Annotated in this window: 19 protein-coding genes; 4 read left to right on the forward strand and 15 right to left on the reverse strand. The window is 37.2% G+C overall.

Features of this window, described 5'->3' with window-relative positions; all coding sequences use genetic code 11:
* Positions 1-22 precede the first annotated feature (22 nt).
* The 7 genes from DKZ56_RS00865 to acpS all read right to left on the reverse strand — a co-directional run bounded on the left by DKZ56_RS00865 (position 23) and on the right by acpS (position 5,171).
* Positions 23-1,024: a PP2C family protein-serine/threonine phosphatase gene (locus DKZ56_RS00865; RefSeq protein WP_208650854.1), complete on the reverse strand. Its 1,002-nt coding sequence runs from the start codon at positions 1,022-1,024 to the stop codon at positions 23-25.
* A gap of 14 nt (positions 1,025-1,038) precedes the next feature.
* Positions 1,039-1,440 (reverse strand): anti-sigma regulatory factor, encoded by a 402-nt coding sequence (locus tag DKZ56_RS00870; RefSeq protein WP_208650855.1) that lies wholly within the window; start codon positions 1,438-1,440, stop codon positions 1,039-1,041.
* A 289-nt stretch (positions 1,441-1,729) separates the two neighbouring features.
* Positions 1,730-2,080 (reverse strand): type II toxin-antitoxin system PemK/MazF family toxin, encoded by a 351-nt coding sequence (locus DKZ56_RS00875; RefSeq protein ID WP_096549791.1) that lies wholly within the window; start codon positions 2,078-2,080, stop codon positions 1,730-1,732.
* A gap of 5 nt (positions 2,081-2,085) precedes the next feature.
* Complete coding sequence (locus DKZ56_RS00880) at positions 2,086-2,322, reverse strand: hypothetical protein (protein WP_208652114.1); 237 nt, start codon at positions 2,320-2,322, stop codon at positions 2,086-2,088.
* A 179-nt stretch (positions 2,323-2,501) separates the two neighbouring features.
* On the reverse strand, positions 2,502-3,617 hold the full coding sequence (gene alr / locus DKZ56_RS00885; RefSeq protein WP_208650856.1) for an alanine racemase: 1,116 nt from the start codon (positions 3,615-3,617) through the stop codon (positions 2,502-2,504).
* A gap of 95 nt (positions 3,618-3,712) precedes the next feature.
* On the reverse strand, positions 3,713-4,726 hold the full coding sequence (locus DKZ56_RS00890; RefSeq protein WP_208650857.1) for a LolA family protein: 1,014 nt from the start codon (positions 4,724-4,726) through the stop codon (positions 3,713-3,715).
* Between the two features lie 88 nt (positions 4,727-4,814).
* Positions 4,815-5,171 carry a holo-ACP synthase gene (acpS, locus tag DKZ56_RS00895; protein WP_208650858.1) on the reverse strand — a complete coding sequence of 119 codons (357 nt, stop codon included), beginning with the start codon at positions 5,169-5,171 and terminating at the stop codon, positions 4,815-4,817.
* A gap of 70 nt (positions 5,172-5,241) precedes the next feature.
* On the opposite strand from acpS, the gene DKZ56_RS00900 reads away from it, so the two are divergent.
* Complete coding sequence (locus DKZ56_RS00900; RefSeq protein WP_208650859.1) at positions 5,242-5,847, forward strand: rhomboid family intramembrane serine protease; 606 nt, start codon at positions 5,242-5,244, stop codon at positions 5,845-5,847.
* Positions 5,848-6,147: 300 nt separating this feature from the next.
* Here the strand turns inward: DKZ56_RS00900 and DKZ56_RS00905 are convergent, their stop codons facing one another.
* Together DKZ56_RS00905 and DKZ56_RS00910 are read right to left on the reverse strand one after the other, a co-directional pair.
* Entirely contained in the window at positions 6,148-7,647 is a 1,500-nt protein-coding gene (locus tag DKZ56_RS00905) for a PH domain-containing protein (RefSeq protein ID WP_208650860.1), read from the reverse strand.
* Complete coding sequence (locus tag DKZ56_RS00910; RefSeq protein WP_208650861.1) at positions 7,637-8,116, reverse strand: PH domain-containing protein; 480 nt, start codon at positions 8,114-8,116, stop codon at positions 7,637-7,639. The genes DKZ56_RS00905 and DKZ56_RS00910 overlap by 11 nt, the downstream gene beginning before the upstream one ends.
* 188 nt (positions 8,117-8,304) lie before the next feature.
* Here DKZ56_RS00910 and DKZ56_RS00915 point away from each other — a divergent pair, with 188 nt between their 5' ends.
* Positions 8,305-9,888 carry a long-chain-fatty-acid--CoA ligase gene (locus DKZ56_RS00915; protein ID WP_208650862.1) on the forward strand — a complete coding sequence of 528 codons (1,584 nt, stop codon included), beginning with the start codon at positions 8,305-8,307 and terminating at the stop codon, positions 9,886-9,888.
* A 37-nt stretch (positions 9,889-9,925) separates the two neighbouring features.
* Here DKZ56_RS00915 and cshA read toward each other — a convergent pair whose 3' ends face one another.
* The 5 genes from cshA to DKZ56_RS00940 all read right to left on the reverse strand — a co-directional run bounded on the left by cshA (position 9,926) and on the right by DKZ56_RS00940 (position 15,759).
* A complete protein-coding gene (gene cshA, locus DKZ56_RS00920) occupies positions 9,926-11,347 on the reverse strand; it encodes a degradosome RNA helicase CshA (protein WP_208650863.1) in 1,422 nt (473 codons plus the stop codon).
* A gap of 316 nt (positions 11,348-11,663) precedes the next feature.
* The gene (locus tag DKZ56_RS00925) at positions 11,664-12,353 is read right to left on the reverse strand and encodes an alpha/beta hydrolase (protein ID WP_208650864.1); all 690 of its coding nucleotides are present in this window, start codon (positions 12,351-12,353) and stop codon (positions 11,664-11,666) included.
* Between the two features lie 104 nt (positions 12,354-12,457).
* Entirely contained in the window at positions 12,458-13,819 is a 1,362-nt protein-coding gene (locus DKZ56_RS00930; RefSeq protein WP_208650865.1) for a UDP-N-acetylmuramoyl-tripeptide--D-alanyl-D-alanine ligase, read from the reverse strand.
* Between the two features lie 13 nt (positions 13,820-13,832).
* Positions 13,833-14,906, reverse strand: a complete 1,074-nt coding sequence (locus DKZ56_RS00935) for a D-alanine--D-alanine ligase (protein ID WP_208650866.1) — start codon at positions 14,904-14,906, stop codon at positions 13,833-13,835.
* Between the two features lie 103 nt (positions 14,907-15,009).
* Positions 15,010-15,759, reverse strand: coding sequence for a hypothetical protein (locus tag DKZ56_RS00940; protein WP_208650867.1), 750 nt, complete (start codon positions 15,757-15,759; stop codon positions 15,010-15,012).
* Positions 15,760-15,969: 210 nt separating this feature from the next.
* Between DKZ56_RS00940 and DKZ56_RS00945 the strand changes: the two genes are divergently transcribed.
* Positions 15,970-17,160 carry an FtsW/RodA/SpoVE family cell cycle protein gene (locus tag DKZ56_RS00945; protein WP_208650868.1) on the forward strand — a complete coding sequence of 397 codons (1,191 nt, stop codon included), beginning with the start codon at positions 15,970-15,972 and terminating at the stop codon, positions 17,158-17,160.
* A 370-nt stretch (positions 17,161-17,530) separates the two neighbouring features.
* Positions 17,531-17,656, forward strand: a complete 126-nt coding sequence (locus tag DKZ56_RS15655; RefSeq protein ID WP_281275705.1) for a hypothetical protein — start codon at positions 17,531-17,533, stop codon at positions 17,654-17,656.
* 115 nt (positions 17,657-17,771) lie between these two features.
* On the opposite strand, the gene DKZ56_RS15660 is transcribed toward DKZ56_RS15655, so the two are convergent.
* On the reverse strand, positions 17,772-17,903 hold the full coding sequence (locus tag DKZ56_RS15660) for an Lmo0850 family protein (RefSeq protein ID WP_281275670.1): 132 nt from the start codon (positions 17,901-17,903) through the stop codon (positions 17,772-17,774).
* Positions 17,904-17,975: the final 72 nt, after the last annotated feature.

Raw genomic sequence — 17,975 nt, forward strand, 5'->3', positions numbered from 1 at the left:
AAACCTATGTTGATATTACTTTTTAATATTTTTTGAGAATGACAATTGTAAAATCATCCTCTAATTGGTAATTGTTTAATTTATTTAAATTTTCAAATATTTTATCACACATCTCTTGAGCGCTGAAATGTTTTAATGATTTCGCTAATTCTTTTATATATGTACGGGAATCAAATTTTTCTATATAATTCCGAAATTCTGTCACTCCATCTGTAAACATGATGATAAAATCATTTTCCGACAGTTGAATATCCTTTTGTGAATATTTGATTCCCGGCAATACCCCCAATAACAATCCTTTTGAATCCAAGTCTATGAATGTTTGCTCCTTTGAATTAAAGTAAAGGGCAGGTTCATGCCCTGCCGAACCATAGGTAAATATATCATTAGCTAAATCATATCGTCCATAAAACATCGATACAAACATGCTATCATCAACGCTTTTTTCAATGATGCGGTTTAACACTTCCAATACATAGGATGGATTGTTATTGGCATACTCCAATGTATCCAAGCCATATTTCACCATGGACATGCAAAGTGCTGCTGGCACCCCTTTTCCTACTACATCTGTAACCGCAACACTTAAATAATTTCCATCATCATGCATAAAATGAACATAATCTCCATTCATTTTCCGAACAGGTACAGAAACCATTCCAATATCAAGTCCAATAGGTTTGGGAATTTTGGTTTCAAGCAATAAATTTAGAATTTTTGCAGCAAACTCAATTTCAATTCGTATTTCTTCTTGCTTTAATATTAAACTTTGATGTTCTTTCAACTTCAAACCAAAATGAACCATTACTTCAATCAAAAAATCAAATGAATTCAAAACCGATTCAGGAAGATTAGGAACAATATTTTCGAGCGACTGTTTATGAATACTTACTAAATCTTCAGGTGAAACATTGCTTCGCATCAATTCTCGCACAAGATTTTGACCAATATATAAATTGCTTTCATTTTGATTTAATAAATAATCCGACAACACTTTTTCGTATTGAACTTTTAATTCCTTCAAGAAGCATACACTCCCTATTTCAGCCACTTTTCAGCCCTGATCACAGTTCCTTTTCCTAGCACCGAATTGATTTGGATCGAATCCATTAATCGCTTTACACCTTTTATTCCGGCAACTTGCGCACTGGATTTTGTATAGCCTTCTTCCAAAATTTTATGGGGATTTTCAATGCCCGGTCCATTATCTATTGCAGTGATGGCAATTCCCTTTTGCCCATCTTTTTCTATTTTCTGAACAATGATTTCGCCTGTGGTGGCATATAAATATATATTCTTTGCCAATTCGCTTGTTGCTGTAGCTATTCTTGCTTGATCGACTACTCCAAATCCAATTTCTTTCGCCATATCTCTGGTTAATTGACGTGCTGCAACAATATCCAGCTCTGTCACAATTTTTACTGTCGGGTGATTGCACATCTTTTACACCCCCAATGAATTTCCCTTGCGTGTACGATTCATAGAAAAATTATTATGTAGAGAAAATATATAAAACAAATGATAGTATGTATTTAATATAACCCATTGAATAACTTTCCATCAATGACATAAATTATATTGAATTCCTAATAGGGACATGGTGACTATTTATGTATCTAATCGTCCTAATCACCTAATAAAAATTAATTTCTGAATAACGTATTGTTTTTCTTCAAAAAAAGCTGATAAAGCAATTTATGCTTTATCAGCAAAACCCTTTCTTATGTATTCAAAATTTAATTAACCCTAGACTAATTTCTAAAGCAATGTCGACTTTTTCCATCAACTCATCGTCTAAATGGGTTATTCGATCTGTTAATCTGGACTTATCAATCGTACGCAATTGCTCAAGCAAAATTACCGAATCACGTTCAAAACCGTACTTTTTTGCATCGATTTCGACGTGAGTTGGTAATTTCGCTTTTTGAATTTGTGCAGTTATTGCTGCAATAATAACCGTTGGACTGAATCGATTACCAATGTCATTTTGGATAATCAAAACAGGCCTAGTGCCACCTTGTTCAGAACCAACTACAGGTGACAAATCTGCAAAGAAAACGTCCCCACGTTTTACAATCAATAATGTCATCCCCCGCTTACGAGACGCTCCACTGTATGCTCTGCTTCATACTCGGCATGTAGACATTCGCAAGAAATCGACAAATTAATTTGCGCCATTTCTACATACCCTTTGATTAAAGCCTCCCGTATTTGATTTGGTTTACAAGCAACCTCTCTGCGTTTAGAAACATAAACAATTACCTCTTTGTTTTCGTTCTCTACACCGCAAACTTTCATCAATCCGTGAGGAAGAGCCACCATTTTTTCCTTTGCATCATTCACTCTCTTTGCGTACACAATAAGCACCTCCACAAAAACCACAAACCTAATCTCATCACTCTCTCTCATTCTAACATTCGCAAATAGAGAAGAAAAGACAAGATGTTACAAATTATTGGTTTTCCATCGTTTTTGTTGAGGTTTTTTGTCGAATTTTATTCTTAAATATTGTAGATTCTGGGTACTCTAGAGGTGATGATGCAAGGAACTTCGTAGTTAATAGTACCTACTTTGGCAGCCCACTCATCAATCGTAATTTCTTCATCTTTTTGTTTTCCAATTAATACAACTTTTTCACCTATATTATATGCAGTAGGTAAAGCAATCATACATTGGTCCATACAAATTCTGCCCACAATAGGAACTCTTTTCCCATCAATTAAAACATCCTGTCCGCTAAATTTCCTAATTAATCCATCTGCATAGCCAATTGGCAGTGTACCAATATAAGTCGGTTTTTCTGCGGTAAAAGCAGCACCGTAACCGACAGACTCACCTGGCTCAATTTGTTTAATGGCAACTAATTCCGTTTCTAATGAAAAAGCAGGTTTTAGTGGATAAGGCAGTTTCCCTTTGACATATTCGGAAGGTGCCAAACCATACATGGATATGCCGAAACGTACTGCATCATATTGTAACCGTGCATCTTTGATTAACGCTGTTGCAGTATTTGCAACATGCACAAGTCTTGGTTTTTCAGGCAAGGCTTTTAAAAATTGTTCAAATTTATCCACTTGTTTTTTGAAATAAGCATCCTCTTCTTCATCAGCCGTTGCAAAGTGAGTAAAAATTCCATCGAAAATCAAATGATCAGAGAGTTTAATTTTTTCATACAGTGAGCGCAATTGTTTTTCGGTTGTTACTCCTATGCGATGCATTCCAGTATCAACTTTAATATGTAGTTTTAATGGCTTACTACAGATTTTTTCAGCTTCTTCAACCCAATCATATGAATATACGGCTAATGTAATATTTTCATTCGCTGCATATTCTGCAAAGGAAGTTGGCGAATAGCCTAATACTAAAATTTCAGGTTCAGGTAAATGCTTACGAACATGAAGCGCTTCTTCTGGAGTAGCGACAGCAAGCATGCTGGCTCCTGCTTCAAGAGCTGCCTTCGCAACTTCGACATCTCCATGTCCATAAGCATTCGCCTTTACCACTGCTATAATTTTCACATTGGGTTGAATATGTTTTTTCAATTGAGAAACATTGTATTTAATTGCATTTAAATCAATGATTGCTTTTGTTGGACGGAAGTGCTTATTGGTACGCATTTGTTAGTTTTCCCTCTTTTTCATTTTTTAACCCTAAAACTTCTATGGGTTTTCTTCTTGTATTGTAAAAAACTCCGTCCAACAAAGCAACGATATTACTTCAGACTACCTGCCGTAATGGAAGCTGCCACTTCAATCATTTCGTCTTGTGTTAAATCATTGGAAGCAATGAAGAAAGAAACGCCATCTTTTTCAAAACTGATGGAATGATCTGTGATTGCACCGATTGTGAATCCTAAATCTAATAATTCTCCAGGTTGGAACACTGGAATTGTTGAAGTTTCTCCTAATTCAATAGGTTCTTGTACTAATGTGAAGGACTTATCCCCTTCAAAAGTTAAAATCACCCGTTGTACGCCATCTTCATTTTCAATTCTTTTTTCATCCACTAAAGTAGTGTTATCCCAAGCCAACACAGGATAATATGTTTGGAAATCTGTGCTTTCCTTTTCTTCTGTTGCTACATTTTCTTCTTTGTCATTTGTAAATTGTTCCACTGCATATTCTTTTTCTTTATGTTGTACATTTAAATCAATCTTTTTAAAGGTAATGAGCATTTGTTCTTCTTCAGCTTCATTTAAAATTGAAACAGCTTTTGGAAGCAGCGTTTTCTTATCAACAGTTACTTTTTGTGTAGGCATGATGCTCTTATGGTTATTTCTTGTTGCCGCAGTAAAGATGTAACTGTTTTCTGTTTCCTCCATTTGGACATTTTCATCTGCCAATAAGTCTTCAGCCAATGCCCCAATTAAATATGGCTGGCTGTTTTGTTTTGGCCACTCGCTTTGGAACTTGTACGTTTTCTTGAGAGAAGGTGTAACAACAAACACGCCTTCTTTATTGCGTATAATCATTTGCGTTACATTTTCATCCTGTTGAGACACTTGTACCCGATAAAAGTCAGGCTGCGTATGCCATACATTGACATCGTACACCCTTTGCTCATCGCCAGTTTTAATTTCCATTGTAGCCTCTAATTCATATCCTTTTCCTTCCGCCCATTTTTCATGCAACTTCTCTAAAACTTCTTCCTTCGAATCTTTACCACAAGCACCAAGTACAATGACGCTTAACAGCAAAACGAAAAATATGATAACTTTCTGTTTCAAAACTCCATCCTTTCTACTCTAACTAGGTAGGACAAATATATGAGGGGAAATAGAAGTTTATGCTATCGCTTTTGGACAACAATAAAAATTATGAACTCATAAGAATCACTTGAGCTGCAGCATAATCCCTAGAATGGGTAATGCTGACAAAACCATTGACAGCTTGGCCATGAAAATAAAGTTCCGGTTTTCCCAATGCATCGTTTAAAATCTCAATTTGATGAAATTCACATCCCTCCCTTATTCCAGTTCCATTAGCTTTGGAGAAAGCTTCCTTTGCTGCAAATCGCCCTGCTAAAAATTCACATTTTCTTTTATCCGAAAGAGACTTAAAAATATTCAACTCCCGTTCTGATAAAATACGCTTATGAAATTTATCGCTGCGATTCATTAATTCTTTGATTCGTTCAATTTCTACTATATCTAGTCCGATTCCCTTTATCATATGATGAAGTTCTCCTTTTATTAATATTTAACTACAATGTATAATAATTTTATAAATCGAGGTGAATTTTATGTTTGTTCGCACAGAGAATTTCAGGCAATATATCAAATATTATCCTGTTGTTTCAACGATGATTGCGCTAAATTTAATCATTTATTTGCTCACATTGATTCCGGTGATTGGCAATACCATTTTTTACTTAGGGATGAGCGTGAATTGGCTGATTGCTGAAGGTGAATGGTGGAGGGTCATTACTTCTATTTTTTTGCATGCAGGATTCTTTCATGTTTTATTTAATATGTTTTCATTATTTTTATTCGGCCCGGAGTTGGAAAGAATTGCTGGTAAGTTGCGTTTTATCACCATTTATTTGCTTTCAGGATTATTTGGAAATGTTGCAACATTTCTTTTGCAATCCGGAGATTATGCCACTGTAGGTGCGAGTGGAGCCATTTACGGTATTTTTGGATCCTATGCAGCACTTGTCTACTATACTAGAAAAACAATGCCGCAGCTGAAGCAAATCATTATGCCAATCATTATCATTGGATTAATTATGACTTTTTTGCAGCCAAATATTAACATTTATGCCCACATTAGTGGATTGCTTACTGGGTTCTTGTTAGGGCTTGCCTACTTCTCACCAAAAAATATATTACGTTGGCGGATGAAATAACACTAAATTTGGACAATAAAAAAATTTATTTATGTAAGAGGCTGGGACAAATCTAAAAAAACATCACTTTCTCCAAAGAGAAAATGATGTTTTTTTGATATGTTATTGAAAATTGATTTCCGTTCAGGGGACGCTTTCCGCAGGCCCGCCTCTGAGTCATTCCTTCGCTCCTCGTGATCTCGAGAGGGCTCGTCGCAGGAAAGCTTTGCTTTGCAACTAAGCGTGCGCGACAGGAACTCGCCCCGTCACTCCAATCAATTTTTTATCAAAACTCTTTCAGCTACCTCTATCATTTTTTGTTTATGTCCCATCCTCTTTTTCCATTTCCTTCCTCCGTTCAAACCACGAAAGAATCTCATCCACATCCGATTCATTTAAATGAGCTACTTTTGCCGTGGCACCGCTAGCCCCGGACATCACAGTAGCCTGAACTGTAGCAATGCTTTTCTTTTTCTGAAAGTAATGTTGTTTTCTTTGGATTACTTGAATGCGTTTCTTTTCAGCAATAAATGTCACACAATTGATCACTCGATATCTTAAAATCAACTGATTTCCTATAATCCGATAGCCATTCGTCTGAAACTGCCACAATCCTAGAAAGTAAATAAGAAATACAATGTAAATGGACAATAAACCATAGGGATAAAAGAAATAAGAACATAAACCGACCATTGGAAGTGCGCAAAGGATATACACTCTATAAAAATGCGGTTTAGATTTTCTTGGCGGACGAACAAACTCTCTATCAAGTTCAAATGTCAAATGCGGAAACAACTGCTTTAGCGGGTTCAACATTTCGCTTTTCGATATAATTGGAAACAAAAGGATATTTGTTTCGCCTTTCCCGAATCCCCAACTGGCGCTTTCAACGACAACCGTTGCACATTGAATTAATTGCCGTAAAGGATTTTCGATGATTTTAATTCCTTGAACGCGATGGATCGGGATGATGAACCGCTTTCTTTCAAGCAACCCGCGCGTAATAATAATCCGGTCATTTTCCTGAACCACTGTAAAATCATAATAATTAATGAATGTAATGATGATTGATAGTATCCAAGCAATGAAAAACGCAATAAAAATAAGAACAGCGATAAACATTATGCCAAATTCAATCATTGCCGACAACTCTTCCATAATCCAATCAGTAGGAATAACATCTACAATTTGCGAAAATAATGCCGCTACCCCTGCAATTACAACGCCGATGCTATTAGAAGTAGTGGCTAGAAGCATTAAATCCTTTGTTGACATTTTATGGATTACTCGGACTTCTTGGAGAGCTTCCTCCGAAGAAACAGAATGCGCCACTTCATCATCCTGCTTTTGTTCAACCTTTGCTTTTTTCGTCTCTTTTTCTATTATGTTCGCAGCATCTCTTGTAATAGCCGTAAAGACTGCTTCCGGCCTACCATCTGTGCTTCCTGCAGTTTCCACAGAAACTTCCACAAGACCAAACAACCGATGAAAGATAGACTCTTTATAATTGAAGCTTTGGATCCGATCAAAGGGAATATATCGCTTCTTTTTCACGAATAACCCATATTCCACCCTCAGCTCATTCTCTTCAAACCAATAAACAAAAGTCAGCCATTTTATAATTCCTGAGATTAAGTATAAGATGAGGACTGCCAAAAAAACGAGCATCGGGATATATTCCCATATATTTGCCTCATCCGCATTACTATGAAAACCGTTTGCAATCAATACAAGAAACAATGGAATCAATAATTCTTTAATGCCTTTTAAAAAATTAATAACGGCCGACACCGGATGAAGTTTATATTTTTTATACATCATCTTCAGCCACCCTTGCCAATTCAGAAATTCTTGCCCGCAAACGGTCAGCTTCTTCTGTAATCAACATCGGAATCACATGGGTCGTAGCGGCTGTGGAAATCGCAATATTTGCCAAATCATATTTTTTTAAAATTGGACCTTGGGTAGTATCCACATGCTGCACACGCACCATTGGGATTAAAGTTCTTTTTACAACGAAAAGGCCGCTTTGAATTTCAATTTCCTGTTCCCTTACCTCATATCGCCAATGATTCCATCGGATTTTTGGAAAAAGCCAAATTAAGGCAAAACCAACAATGATCACCACAGCAATTGCAACGTAATAAACAATATGGAACCAATTCCATTTATATGTAAAAAAACAAAGAACCCCTGCTATGATGGATAGAAAAAAAGTATAAATGAAACCATATAATCGCCAAACTGTTAAACCTTTACGGGGAATTTGATATTCAGGTTCTCGTCTCATGTTCCTCACCTCTCATATGACTCACTATACTATACGGATTACCAAACAATTTGTTTCAAAATTCTAAATTCTCTTTGAAAACGATTCATTTTTATGGTATTTAAATTCATATATACCATAATAGACTATCTACGATTTGCAGAAATGGTCACAATCAAATTAAAGTTTCTAAAAGGGGTGTATGTAGAATGAATGTACCTTTAGTTTTAACTCATTTTTTAGATCGTGCCGTAGCATTATATGGAGAAAAAGAAGCCATCATCGGTTATGAAGGGGATCGCCGGTACACGTATCGCGAATTTAATCATCGGGTAAACCAACTTTCAAGAGGGCTTCAATCATTAGGCATTCAAAAATATGATAAAGTAGCTTATCTCGCTCCAAACACAATTGAAATGCTTGAGGGTTTCTACGGCATCTATCAAGTTGGCGGAGTGATGGTGCCTTTAAATATTCGTTTAAAACCAGAAGATTATCTTTTTATATTAAATCATAGTGAATCAAAAGTATTGTTTGTGGATCAAGAGCTATATCATTTAATTGAGCCGATTAAATCAAAACTCACTAGTGTAAAAACCATTATTGTTCACAATCAAGACGACAAAACGAATGAAATCAACTATGATGAATGGCTCGCTTCTTTTGATGGTTCATCCTTCGAACGGGTTGAACTGGATGAAAACGATGAATGCAGCTTATTATACACAAGCGGAACAACTGGCAATCCAAAAGGCGTACTCCTTACTCATCGAAACAACTATTTGCATGCTTTAAGCTCCATGCATTTCTTGCGCGTAACGGATCAAGACGTCTATTTGCATGTCTTGCCAATGTTCCATGTAAACGGATGGGGTTCTCCATTCTACTATACTGCCAATGGTGCCACTCATGTCACTCTGAGAAAAGTGGCAGCTGACCAAATTTTTGATGCCATTCAAAAATATAACGTCACAGTCATTCACATGGCGCCGACTGTTTTAAACACATTATTGCAATATTACGATCAACACAAACCGGAAATTCCTAAAAATGTAAGAGTTGTTATCGCTGGTTCTGCTCCGCCTCCAGCTTTCGTTGAACGTGTTGAAAAAGACTTAGGATGGGAATTCATCCAAGTATATGGAATGACAGAATCTTCGCCGCTTAGCCTAGGTTCTCGCATTTTATCTCCATATTTAGATTTGCCGGAAAAAGAAAAAATGCGCTTGAAAGCAAAAGCAGGGACACCATTCATCGGCACGGAAGTCAAAGTGGTGGATGAAAACGGTGAAGAAGTACCTCATGACGGCAAAACAATGGGTGAAATCATCGTTCGGGGCCATGGCGTCATGAAAGGCTATTGGAAAAACGAAACTGCTACGTTGGAAACAATCGTAGACGGCTGGCTTCATACAGGCGATGTAGGTACAATCGATGAAAAAGGCTATATCGATATTACAGACCGCAAGAAAGACATCATCATCAGCGGCGGCGAAAACATTTCTTCCATCGAAGTGGAAGGCGTATTATATGAACATCCTGCTGTGAAAGAAGCAGCCGTGATTGCTGTACCTCACGAAAAATGGGGAGAAACTCCTCATGCCATCGTAGTAGTAAAAGAAGGACACAGCGTAACAGAACAAGAACTAATTGATTTCACACGTTCTAAATTGGCTCATTTTAAAGCCATTACAGGCGCTTCTTTTGTGGATGAATTGCCTAAAACAGCATCCGGTAAAATCCAAAAAGTGCAGTTGCGAAAACAGTATATCGAATCCATTCAAAAAGTATAAAAAACAGGAAGGGATTTCCCTTCCTGCTTTTATTGTTTTACCGTCCTTTACGTCGTCCGCTTTTTTCTCTTCGACCGCGGCCTTCTTTTCGTACTCCGCGGCCTCCTCTTGTACGTTCGCTTGAACGTTCTTTACGTTTTGGCAATGGAGCTTCTTCAGTAATTTTAACCGGCGTATCGTCCGGTTCTTTTGTAAAGGATTTAATGGCTGCTGCCACAACATCCACTGCATCATAATCTTCTAGAAGTTCTGCAGCAAGAATACGGTAATCTTTTAAATCATTCCCTTGGACAATTTCAATGAGTTTTTCAACAGCCAATTTTTGTTGGCCTGCTAAAGCTTCATCTTGAGTTGGTGGACGAAGCGGTGTAATGCGTTTTTTCGTTGTCTCTTCTACGATGCGCAAATAACCCATTTCCCTTGGAGTCACAAAAGTTACGGCAATACCCGATTTTCCAGCCCGGCCAGTACGTCCAATCCGGTGTACATAACTTTCAGGATCTTGTGGAATATCGAAGTTATAAACGTGGGAAACACCTGAAATATCTAATCCTCTAGCCGCTACATCTGTCGCCACAAGAATATCAATTTTATTCTCTTTAAATTGGCGCAGCACGGATAAACGCTTTGATTGGCTTAAGTCTCCATGGATTCCTTCCGCCAAATATCCACGGATGTTTAACGCTTGCGCTAATTCATCCACGCGGCGTTTTGTTCGGCCAAAGACAATGGCCAGTTCCGGCTGGTGGACATCCAATAAACGGGCTAAAATATCGAATTTTTCCCGTTCTTGGGTTTTCACAAAATATTGTTCAATATTTTCAACGGTCATTTCTTTTGATTTAATTTTTACTTCTACTGAATTTTTCATGAAATTCGTTGCGATTTTACGAATTGCTGGCGGCATCGTTGCAGAGAACAACAATGTTTGGCGATTTTCAGGCACTTTTTCTAAAATCGCATTGATATCATCGATGAAGCCCATATTTAACATTTCATCGGCTTCATCCAACACAAGAGTTTGAACATGGTCGAGCTTTAAAGTGCGTCGGTTGATATGGTCGATAATACGACCTGGCGTACCGACAATAATTTGCGGTTTATTTTTTAAAGCTCGAATTTGTCGTCCAATATCCTGTCCACCATAAACCGATAATATTTTTACTCGTTTATCATATCCAATTTTATAAAGTTCCTCAGATACCTGAATGGCAAGTTCTCGAGTTGGGGCAATAATTAACGCTTGAATATCAGGATTTTTTGTATCGATTTTTTCAATAATGGGAATTCCAAATGCTGCAGTTTTGCCGGTACCTGTTTGTGCTTGACCAATAATGTCCCGGCCTTTTAAAGCATATTTGATTGTCCCTTCTTGGATCGGCGTTGCCTCTTCAAATCCCATACGCTTTAATGAACGCAATGTAGATTCACTAATATTAAATTCTGAAAAATTTGTCAAACTCTTCAATCTCCTTTTTTCTCTTAAGTTGACAAATGGTTACATTTTTCAGATGAAGTGCCGGCAAATGTCGAGCTTTAGCTAACCTAGCGTCAAAATAAACATTCTCCAACTTTCGATTAAATAAAATATATGAAAAGGAAAGCCCGGTCTTTGCCGAGCGGTTCCATTCTATGCATTTCGTATGTTCGGATAGAATAAAACCGATTCATTCAAAAAAAAGCACTCTTCACACTATTGAAGAGTCTTAGTGTAAAATGTATCCATTGCTTTCCCTAGTCTAACAGGTACTTACAAAGTATGCAAAGATAATGCTTTACATTTTTAAAAATTGCAATACATCCGAAAACCATGAATTGCAATCATCACTATAACAAATAAGGTGTCTCCCACATGCAGAAAAATAAAGATATTTTTCTGTCGTAGGCAGCTTATCATATAAGTATTGGGCTGTTGTATATGGAACAATGCCATCGCATTTTCCTTGTACAATAAAGGTTGGAATTTGAATAGAACCTACATAAGGCTCAACTTGCCGAACGATTCGCATGAATTGAATTGCCGCACTAACCGGTACATTTCTTAGCTTGTACTCATAATGCTTAAATAATTCATTATTTTTCAAATGTCCTTCGACCGCTTCTTTCGCCATCTTTTGCAATTCGATCACTAGCTGCTTTGGCGCAATATATTTCACTGCCGCGCTAAGAAGCACTAATTTTTCAACAGGGTATCGATTGGCTAAATATAAAGCGATGACTCCCCCCATGGAAAAGCCTACGACATAAATTTTCTCCACTTTTTCCGCCAACTTTTTATAAGCCAATTCCGCATCATGTAGCCAATGTTCTCCAGTGATTCCTTTTAGCGATAAATTTTCCCCGTGGCCGCAAAAAGTTGGGGTTTCCACAATCCAATCTGTATGCTTTCGTATGTATTCCGCCAAAGGCTCTATTTCATATGGGCCTCCTGAAAAACCATGCAGCATTAAAACGCCAATTGCCATCAAACCCACTCCCATCCGACAAAAAAGTGAAATTCACTAAAAACTTCCTTCATTTCTATTTTAATAGAATGGGAGCTTCTTGAATTTCACTTTTTGCTGAATTCTTATTGAAATGCTTTTAAAACCGTTTCTAATTTCATGCCGCGAGAACCTTTTAACAAAATTAAAGAATCTTTAGTGGCATGTTGTTTAATCTCATCAATGATTTTTCCGTAATCCTCTTTCGTGTGTAAAATCCGCCCCGGAAATTTTGGGGCCAACCGATGATATAGCCATTCCATGCGAGGGCCGAATAAACAAATTTTTGAAATTTTTTGTTCATCGATATAGTTTGCTAGTTGTTCATGGAACTCGCGCTCTTTTTCCCCAAGTTCCAACATATCTCCTAATACAAGCCATTTATCTTTTCTCATTGACGTAGATTGAAGAAATTCAATGGCGGCTTTCATGGATGTAGGAGCTGCATTATAGGCATCATTGATAAATAAAAGGTCTCCTAAAGGAACAAGCTGCATTCGCATATCAGTTAAAGATACTTGAGACAAACCTTGTCGAATTTGTTCTTCAGATAATCCAATTGCTTTTGCAACCAGCATAGCTCCCAATGTATTTTTCACCTGATGTTTCCCTAAGACCGGTATGAAAAATTCGCCGTTTAATTCCCCTTCTACGATAAAGCGGCTGCCTTTTTCCGTCGTTTCAATTTTGCGGACGGTTAAATCGTTTCCTGATTGGAAGCCGAATGATTTCGTTTTTAACTGCGGCGTTCTTTCTACTAAATCCCTTAATAACGGTTCATCTCCATCGTAACATAAAACACCCTCTGCATCGAAACCGTTTATAATTTCAAATTTCGCCTTTGCGATTCCTTCTCTGGAACCAAGCTCCTGCATATGGGCTTCCCCAATGTTTGTAATAATGGCATAATGAGGTTTCGCTAGGTTTGACAAAAATTCAATTTCTCCAAACCCGCTCATTCCCATCTCAAGAACAGCCATTTCCGTATCTTCATCAAGGGATAAAATGGTTAGAGGCAAACCTAATTCATTATTAAAATTGCCTATGGTTTTTTGCACTTTATAAAAAGGAGAAAGCAAGCTCGCCAAAATATCTTTAGATGACGTTTTTCCATTTGAACCAGTAATACCGATAAAAGATGCTTGCAATTCTTCACGATACTTGCGCGCCATTTGCTGCAATGCAGATTCCGAATCATCTACGAAAAGAAGCGGCACATCTTTGGGAGGATGTGGCTCATCTTTCATCCATAAAGAGCAGCTTGCCCCCTTTTCAAAGGCTTGGGGTACGTACTTATGTCCATTCGTTTTTTCTCCGCGAAAAGGAATAAATAATTCCCCTTCGTTTATGGTTCTTGTATCAATGGAAACGCCCGTTACTAAGATGTCACCGTATTTTCCAGCATCGACATTTAACCAATTTGCAATATCTTGAATTTTTTTTCTCATCATTCATCCCAACTTATTCTTTATTAAATTGAAGTTGTTGTTTTTCTTTGTGCCGTTCAATCGCAAGTTCAATCAGATTATCAATTAATTCTGGATAGCTTAACCCGCTCTTTTGCCAAAGCAATGGATACATGCTATACGGCGTAAAACCTGGCATTGTATTTACTTCGTTAATGAACACTTCATCCCCGCGCACAAAGAAATCCGTCCGCACAAGACCGGCGCAATCAAGAGTTTTAAATGCGCGGATTGCCATATCTTTCATTTTCGCTTCCACTTGAGGGGAAATGTCTGCAGGAATAATTAATTTTGTAGATCCATCTTTATATTTGGATTCATAATCATAAAATTCCGTTGTCGGTTTTATTTCTCCAGCAACGGATACTTTCGGTTCATTATTGCCAAGCACAGCCATTTCAATTTCCCGGGCTTCAATTCCTTGTTCGACAACCACTTTTCGGTCATATTTAAACGCAATATTAATCGCTTTTTCCAATTCTTCCCGATTTGATGCTTTACTGATTCCAACACTGGAACCTAAATTGGCTGGTTTCACAAACATTGGATAAGTTAATGTTTCTTCACATTTTGAAATCATCGCTTCTTTCTGATGATCCCATTCATAGCGAATAAAATACACATAAGGTACTTGATTCAACCCTGCTACGCTGAACAATTGCTTCATGATGACTTTATCCATTCCAGCAGCAGAAGAAAGCACCCCATTTCCCACATAAGGCAGATTCAACAGTTCAAGAAGCCCTTGAACAGTGCCATCTTCTCCATACGTGCCGTGAAGTAAAGGAAAAATTACATCAAATTTGGCTTGTTTGTCATTTTCATCTAAAATAAACTCAAGAATGTAATTTGGATTGCTTACATTCTTCGTAAATTTCAATTCGTCAACTGATTCTGCGGGTTTTGTCAACTGAGGGCCTCTGCACCATTCCCCTTCAAGGGTAATATAAATGGGAATCACTTCATATTTATCGAAATCAATCGCCTTTGTCACCGCAGTGGCAGTAATAAGCGAAACTTCATGCTCCGCGGATTTTCCCCCGTATAATAATCCGATCCTTTTTTTCATTGTTCGACCTCCAAGTTTTAAGTAATACTAGTTTATCATGAAAAGAATGACTTCATGAATACAAAAAGAAAACTCCCTGTCATGACACCCTTAGACAGTGAAGTTACGTTAATTTAATCAGTTCATCATAATCGTGTTTTAATATGATTTTTAAATCGTTCCATACTTCATCAGGGTAATCGTATTCGGAGAGTGTGCGAATTTCAACACCAAAATGATTTTCTGGCTTTTCCACCTTATAAACCGAAATAAGTGCACCTTCTTTAAAATAATTGCGATAAACCCTTAATGCCTCAGCATCTACTTCCGGAATTCGTTCTTTCGCTTTTCTGCGAAAGAAGCCTCCATTGCCGCCGTTCTCTTTGATTATTTGATTGATAAGCTTTGAAATAAGCATTTCAAAGTCTTCCAAGTAGCGAAAGTAAATCTTTGTCGTTTGATCATCTGCAGATGAACAATATACATAACGATTTTGTAACTTCACAAAAAATGGGCTTGTGACAGGTTCTTTCTTATGCCCCAAATATAATAATTCCGCTAGTTCCGTGGGAGTTAATTGATTGATTTGCTTTTCATTCGAAAAATCCACCCAGCATATATCACGATCCGAATCATCCATTTTTTTTACGAAATTTTTTATTTCATCATTCGGGACATAATCAAGCTGCGTATGCATATTAAATAATCCATCATCGTAATGTTGTTTTAACAGCAAAATATTTTTTATTGAATTAACAGATCCAATAAACTGTTTCAAAGTCAATCCGCTGAAAATAACAAACCGATCGACATCGTTCATATGTATGTATAAATGATATAAATAGTCATCAATCGTCTTATGTTTTTTTGCCATTCAATCACTCACTCTCCATTACCACAACCATTAAGTTTATTATATGATGTTATAATGTTTTTTTGAAACAATTTCACATTGGCTTCGTCTTTAACTTATATATTAAGTCTGGAATTGTACTTTTTTAAGATAATGCATTATAAAATATGATACAGTATATTGATAGAAGTAAATTGTTAAATGCAATATTATAGAACATAGGTGGACAAAATGGAACATAACAGAAATTTTGCAGAAAGATTCGATTGGAAGCTTGCTGCTATCCTCATCACTTTTTTAATCATTAGTTTATTAGCCATTTCCTCAGCTCAAACAACGGGGCAATATGGCGAAACAAATTTCGTTATAAAACAATTGCAATGGTACTTCATTGGTGCCTTCATCATTGCTTTTGTCATGTATTTTGAACCAGAGCAATATAAGAAAATGTCTTGGTATTTATACGGCTTTGGAATTTTTCTTCTAGTATTGCTCATTTTTATGCCTGAAGGTCAAGGTCAAATTGGTGAACCAAAAAACGGAGCTAAAAGCTGGTATAATCTCCCTATAGGAAGTATTCAGCCTTCCGAGTTTATGAAAACATTTTATATTCTCGCAGCGGCCAAATTAATTAGCACCCATCACGAACAATTTCCAAATAAAACGATCAAAACGGACTTTTTATTACTAGGAAAAATCGGTCTAACTTTATTAGTACCCCTTGCATTAATTATGCAGCAGCCGGACTTAGGTTCTTCCTTAGTATTTATAGCCATTACTGTCGCTTTGGTTGTTGTGGCAGGGATTTCATGGAAAATCATTGTTCCGATTTTAGCCGGTGGTGCTGGACTTGCAGGAACGATATTAATGATGGCCATCTATATGCAAGACTTTCTTGCAAAGTATTTAGGTGTGAAATCATACCAGTTAGGACGAATTTATTCATGGCTCGATCCATATTCATACGCAGACAAAGATGGATACCATTTAATTACTTCACTCAACGCCATTGGTTCCGGGGAAATATTCGGCAAAGGGTATATGAATCGGGAAGTATATGTAGCAGAAAACCACACTGATTTCATCTTTTCTGTAATAGGCGAAGAATGGGGCTTTATCGGCGCAAGTTTTGTTATCTGTCTTTACTTTTTGTTAATTTATCATTTAACAAAAATCACTCTTACATTAAAAGATCCATTCTGTACATATGTATGTGCAGGAATCATTGCCATGATTACCTTCCATGTATTCGAAAACATTGGAATGACTATACAATTATTGCCGATTACCGGCATCCCGCTCCCATTTATCAGTTATGGCGGAAGTTCGCTCATGGGGAATGCTTTAGCAATCGGCCTTGTTTTCAGCATGAAATACCATTATAGAAAATATATGTTCTCTGCAAATGAAGATGAATTATAAAAGAGGCTGGGACAAATCTAAAAAAACATCATTTTCTCCAAGGAGAAAATGATGTTTTTTTGATATGTTATTAAAATTGATTTCCGTTCCGGGGACGCTTTCCGCGGGCCCGGCTCGAGCCTCCTCGGAGCTCATTACTTCGCTCCTGCGGTGTCTCGAGACACGGGCTGTTCCCGCAGGAGTCGCCCCGTCACTCCAATCAATTTTTAGTTATATCAATTTTTTATCAAAACTCTTTCAACTGCCCCTTTAATTTTTTGTTTATGTCCCAGCCTCCAGCTTGTAGACAAAGTCCCTAACTAGGGGCCAAATCTACAGGCTTTTTTTGTATAATAGGGATAGAATTCTTGGTTAACGGGGGAAATTTAGGATGTTATCGAAGCGTACTGACAATAATCGAAATCAATTGGAAATGGTGGCTCTTGATCAATTGGTTCCAGAAGATCATTTGGTAAGGAAGATTGAACAAGCCATAGACTTTGATTTTACAGCCTAAATAAGAGAAGAATCTTAGAAATTGATGAGCAAAAAAAAGACAAACCCCAACTCAAATGAAGCATTTGAGTTGGGGTTTGTCGACAGTCTGAAATTCCCGCTCTGCGGGAATTTTTTTAATACTGTGCTGTTGTTTTCGGTGGTGCTAAAACTTTCAACAATTCTAACCGCGATTTTGTTACCGTCGCAGTTACCCCTAATTTTGACATTTTTAAAGCGATTTTCTTCAAATCAGCTTCCTTCGCCATACATACCCACCTATTCTTTAAATATATATATTTTTAACGTGCAAATAGTGAAAAAGTTCCGTACACCTTACC

It is taken from the genome of Ureibacillus thermophilus (genome assembly GCF_004331915.1).
GTDB lineage: Bacteria > Bacillota > Bacilli > Bacillales_A > Planococcaceae > Ureibacillus > Ureibacillus thermophilus.

Bases quoted from the DNA above. Each gene is read 5' to 3' on its own strand.
- DKZ56_RS00880 (WP_208652114.1), bottom strand. From the start codon at position 2,322: ATGGTGGCTCTTCCTCACGGATTGATGAAAGTTTGCGGTGTAGAGAAC.
- acpS (WP_208650858.1), bottom strand. From the start codon at position 5,171: ATGATAAAGGGAATCGGACTAGATATAGTAGAAATTGAACGAATCAAA.
- DKZ56_RS00900 (WP_208650859.1), top strand. From the start codon at position 5,242: ATGTTTGTTCGCACAGAGAATTTCAGGCAATATATCAAATATTATCCT.
- DKZ56_RS00870 (WP_208650855.1), bottom strand. From the start codon at position 1,440: ATGTGCAATCACCCGACAGTAAAAATTGTGACAGAGCTGGATATTGTT.
- DKZ56_RS00910 (WP_208650861.1), bottom strand. From the start codon at position 8,116: ATGAGACGAGAACCTGAATATCAAATTCCCCGTAAAGGTTTAACAGTT.
- DKZ56_RS00905 (WP_208650860.1), bottom strand. From the start codon at position 7,647: ATGATGTATAAAAAATATAAACTTCATCCGGTGTCGGCCGTTATTAAT.
- DKZ56_RS00915 (WP_208650862.1), top strand. From the start codon at position 8,305: ATGAATGTACCTTTAGTTTTAACTCATTTTTTAGATCGTGCCGTAGCA.
- DKZ56_RS15655 (WP_281275705.1), top strand. From the start codon at position 17,531: ATGTTATCGAAGCGTACTGACAATAATCGAAATCAATTGGAAATGGTG.
- DKZ56_RS15660 (WP_281275670.1), bottom strand. From the start codon at position 17,903: ATGGCGAAGGAAGCTGATTTGAAGAAAATCGCTTTAAAAATGTCAAAA.
- DKZ56_RS00925 (WP_208650864.1), bottom strand. From the start codon at position 12,353: ATGGCAATTGGCGTTTTAATGCTGCATGGTTTTTCAGGAGGCCCATAT.
- DKZ56_RS00930 (WP_208650865.1), bottom strand. From the start codon at position 13,819: ATGAGAAAAAAAATTCAAGATATTGCAAATTGGTTAAATGTCGATGCT.
- alr (WP_208650856.1), bottom strand. From the start codon at position 3,617: ATGCGTACCAATAAGCACTTCCGTCCAACAAAAGCAATCATTGATTTA.
- DKZ56_RS00935 (WP_208650866.1), bottom strand. From the start codon at position 14,906: ATGAAAAAAAGGATCGGATTATTATACGGGGGAAAATCCGCGGAGCAT.
- DKZ56_RS00940 (WP_208650867.1), bottom strand. From the start codon at position 15,759: ATGGCAAAAAAACATAAGACGATTGATGACTATTTATATCATTTATAC.
- DKZ56_RS00945 (WP_208650868.1), top strand. From the start codon at position 15,970: ATGGAACATAACAGAAATTTTGCAGAAAGATTCGATTGGAAGCTTGCT.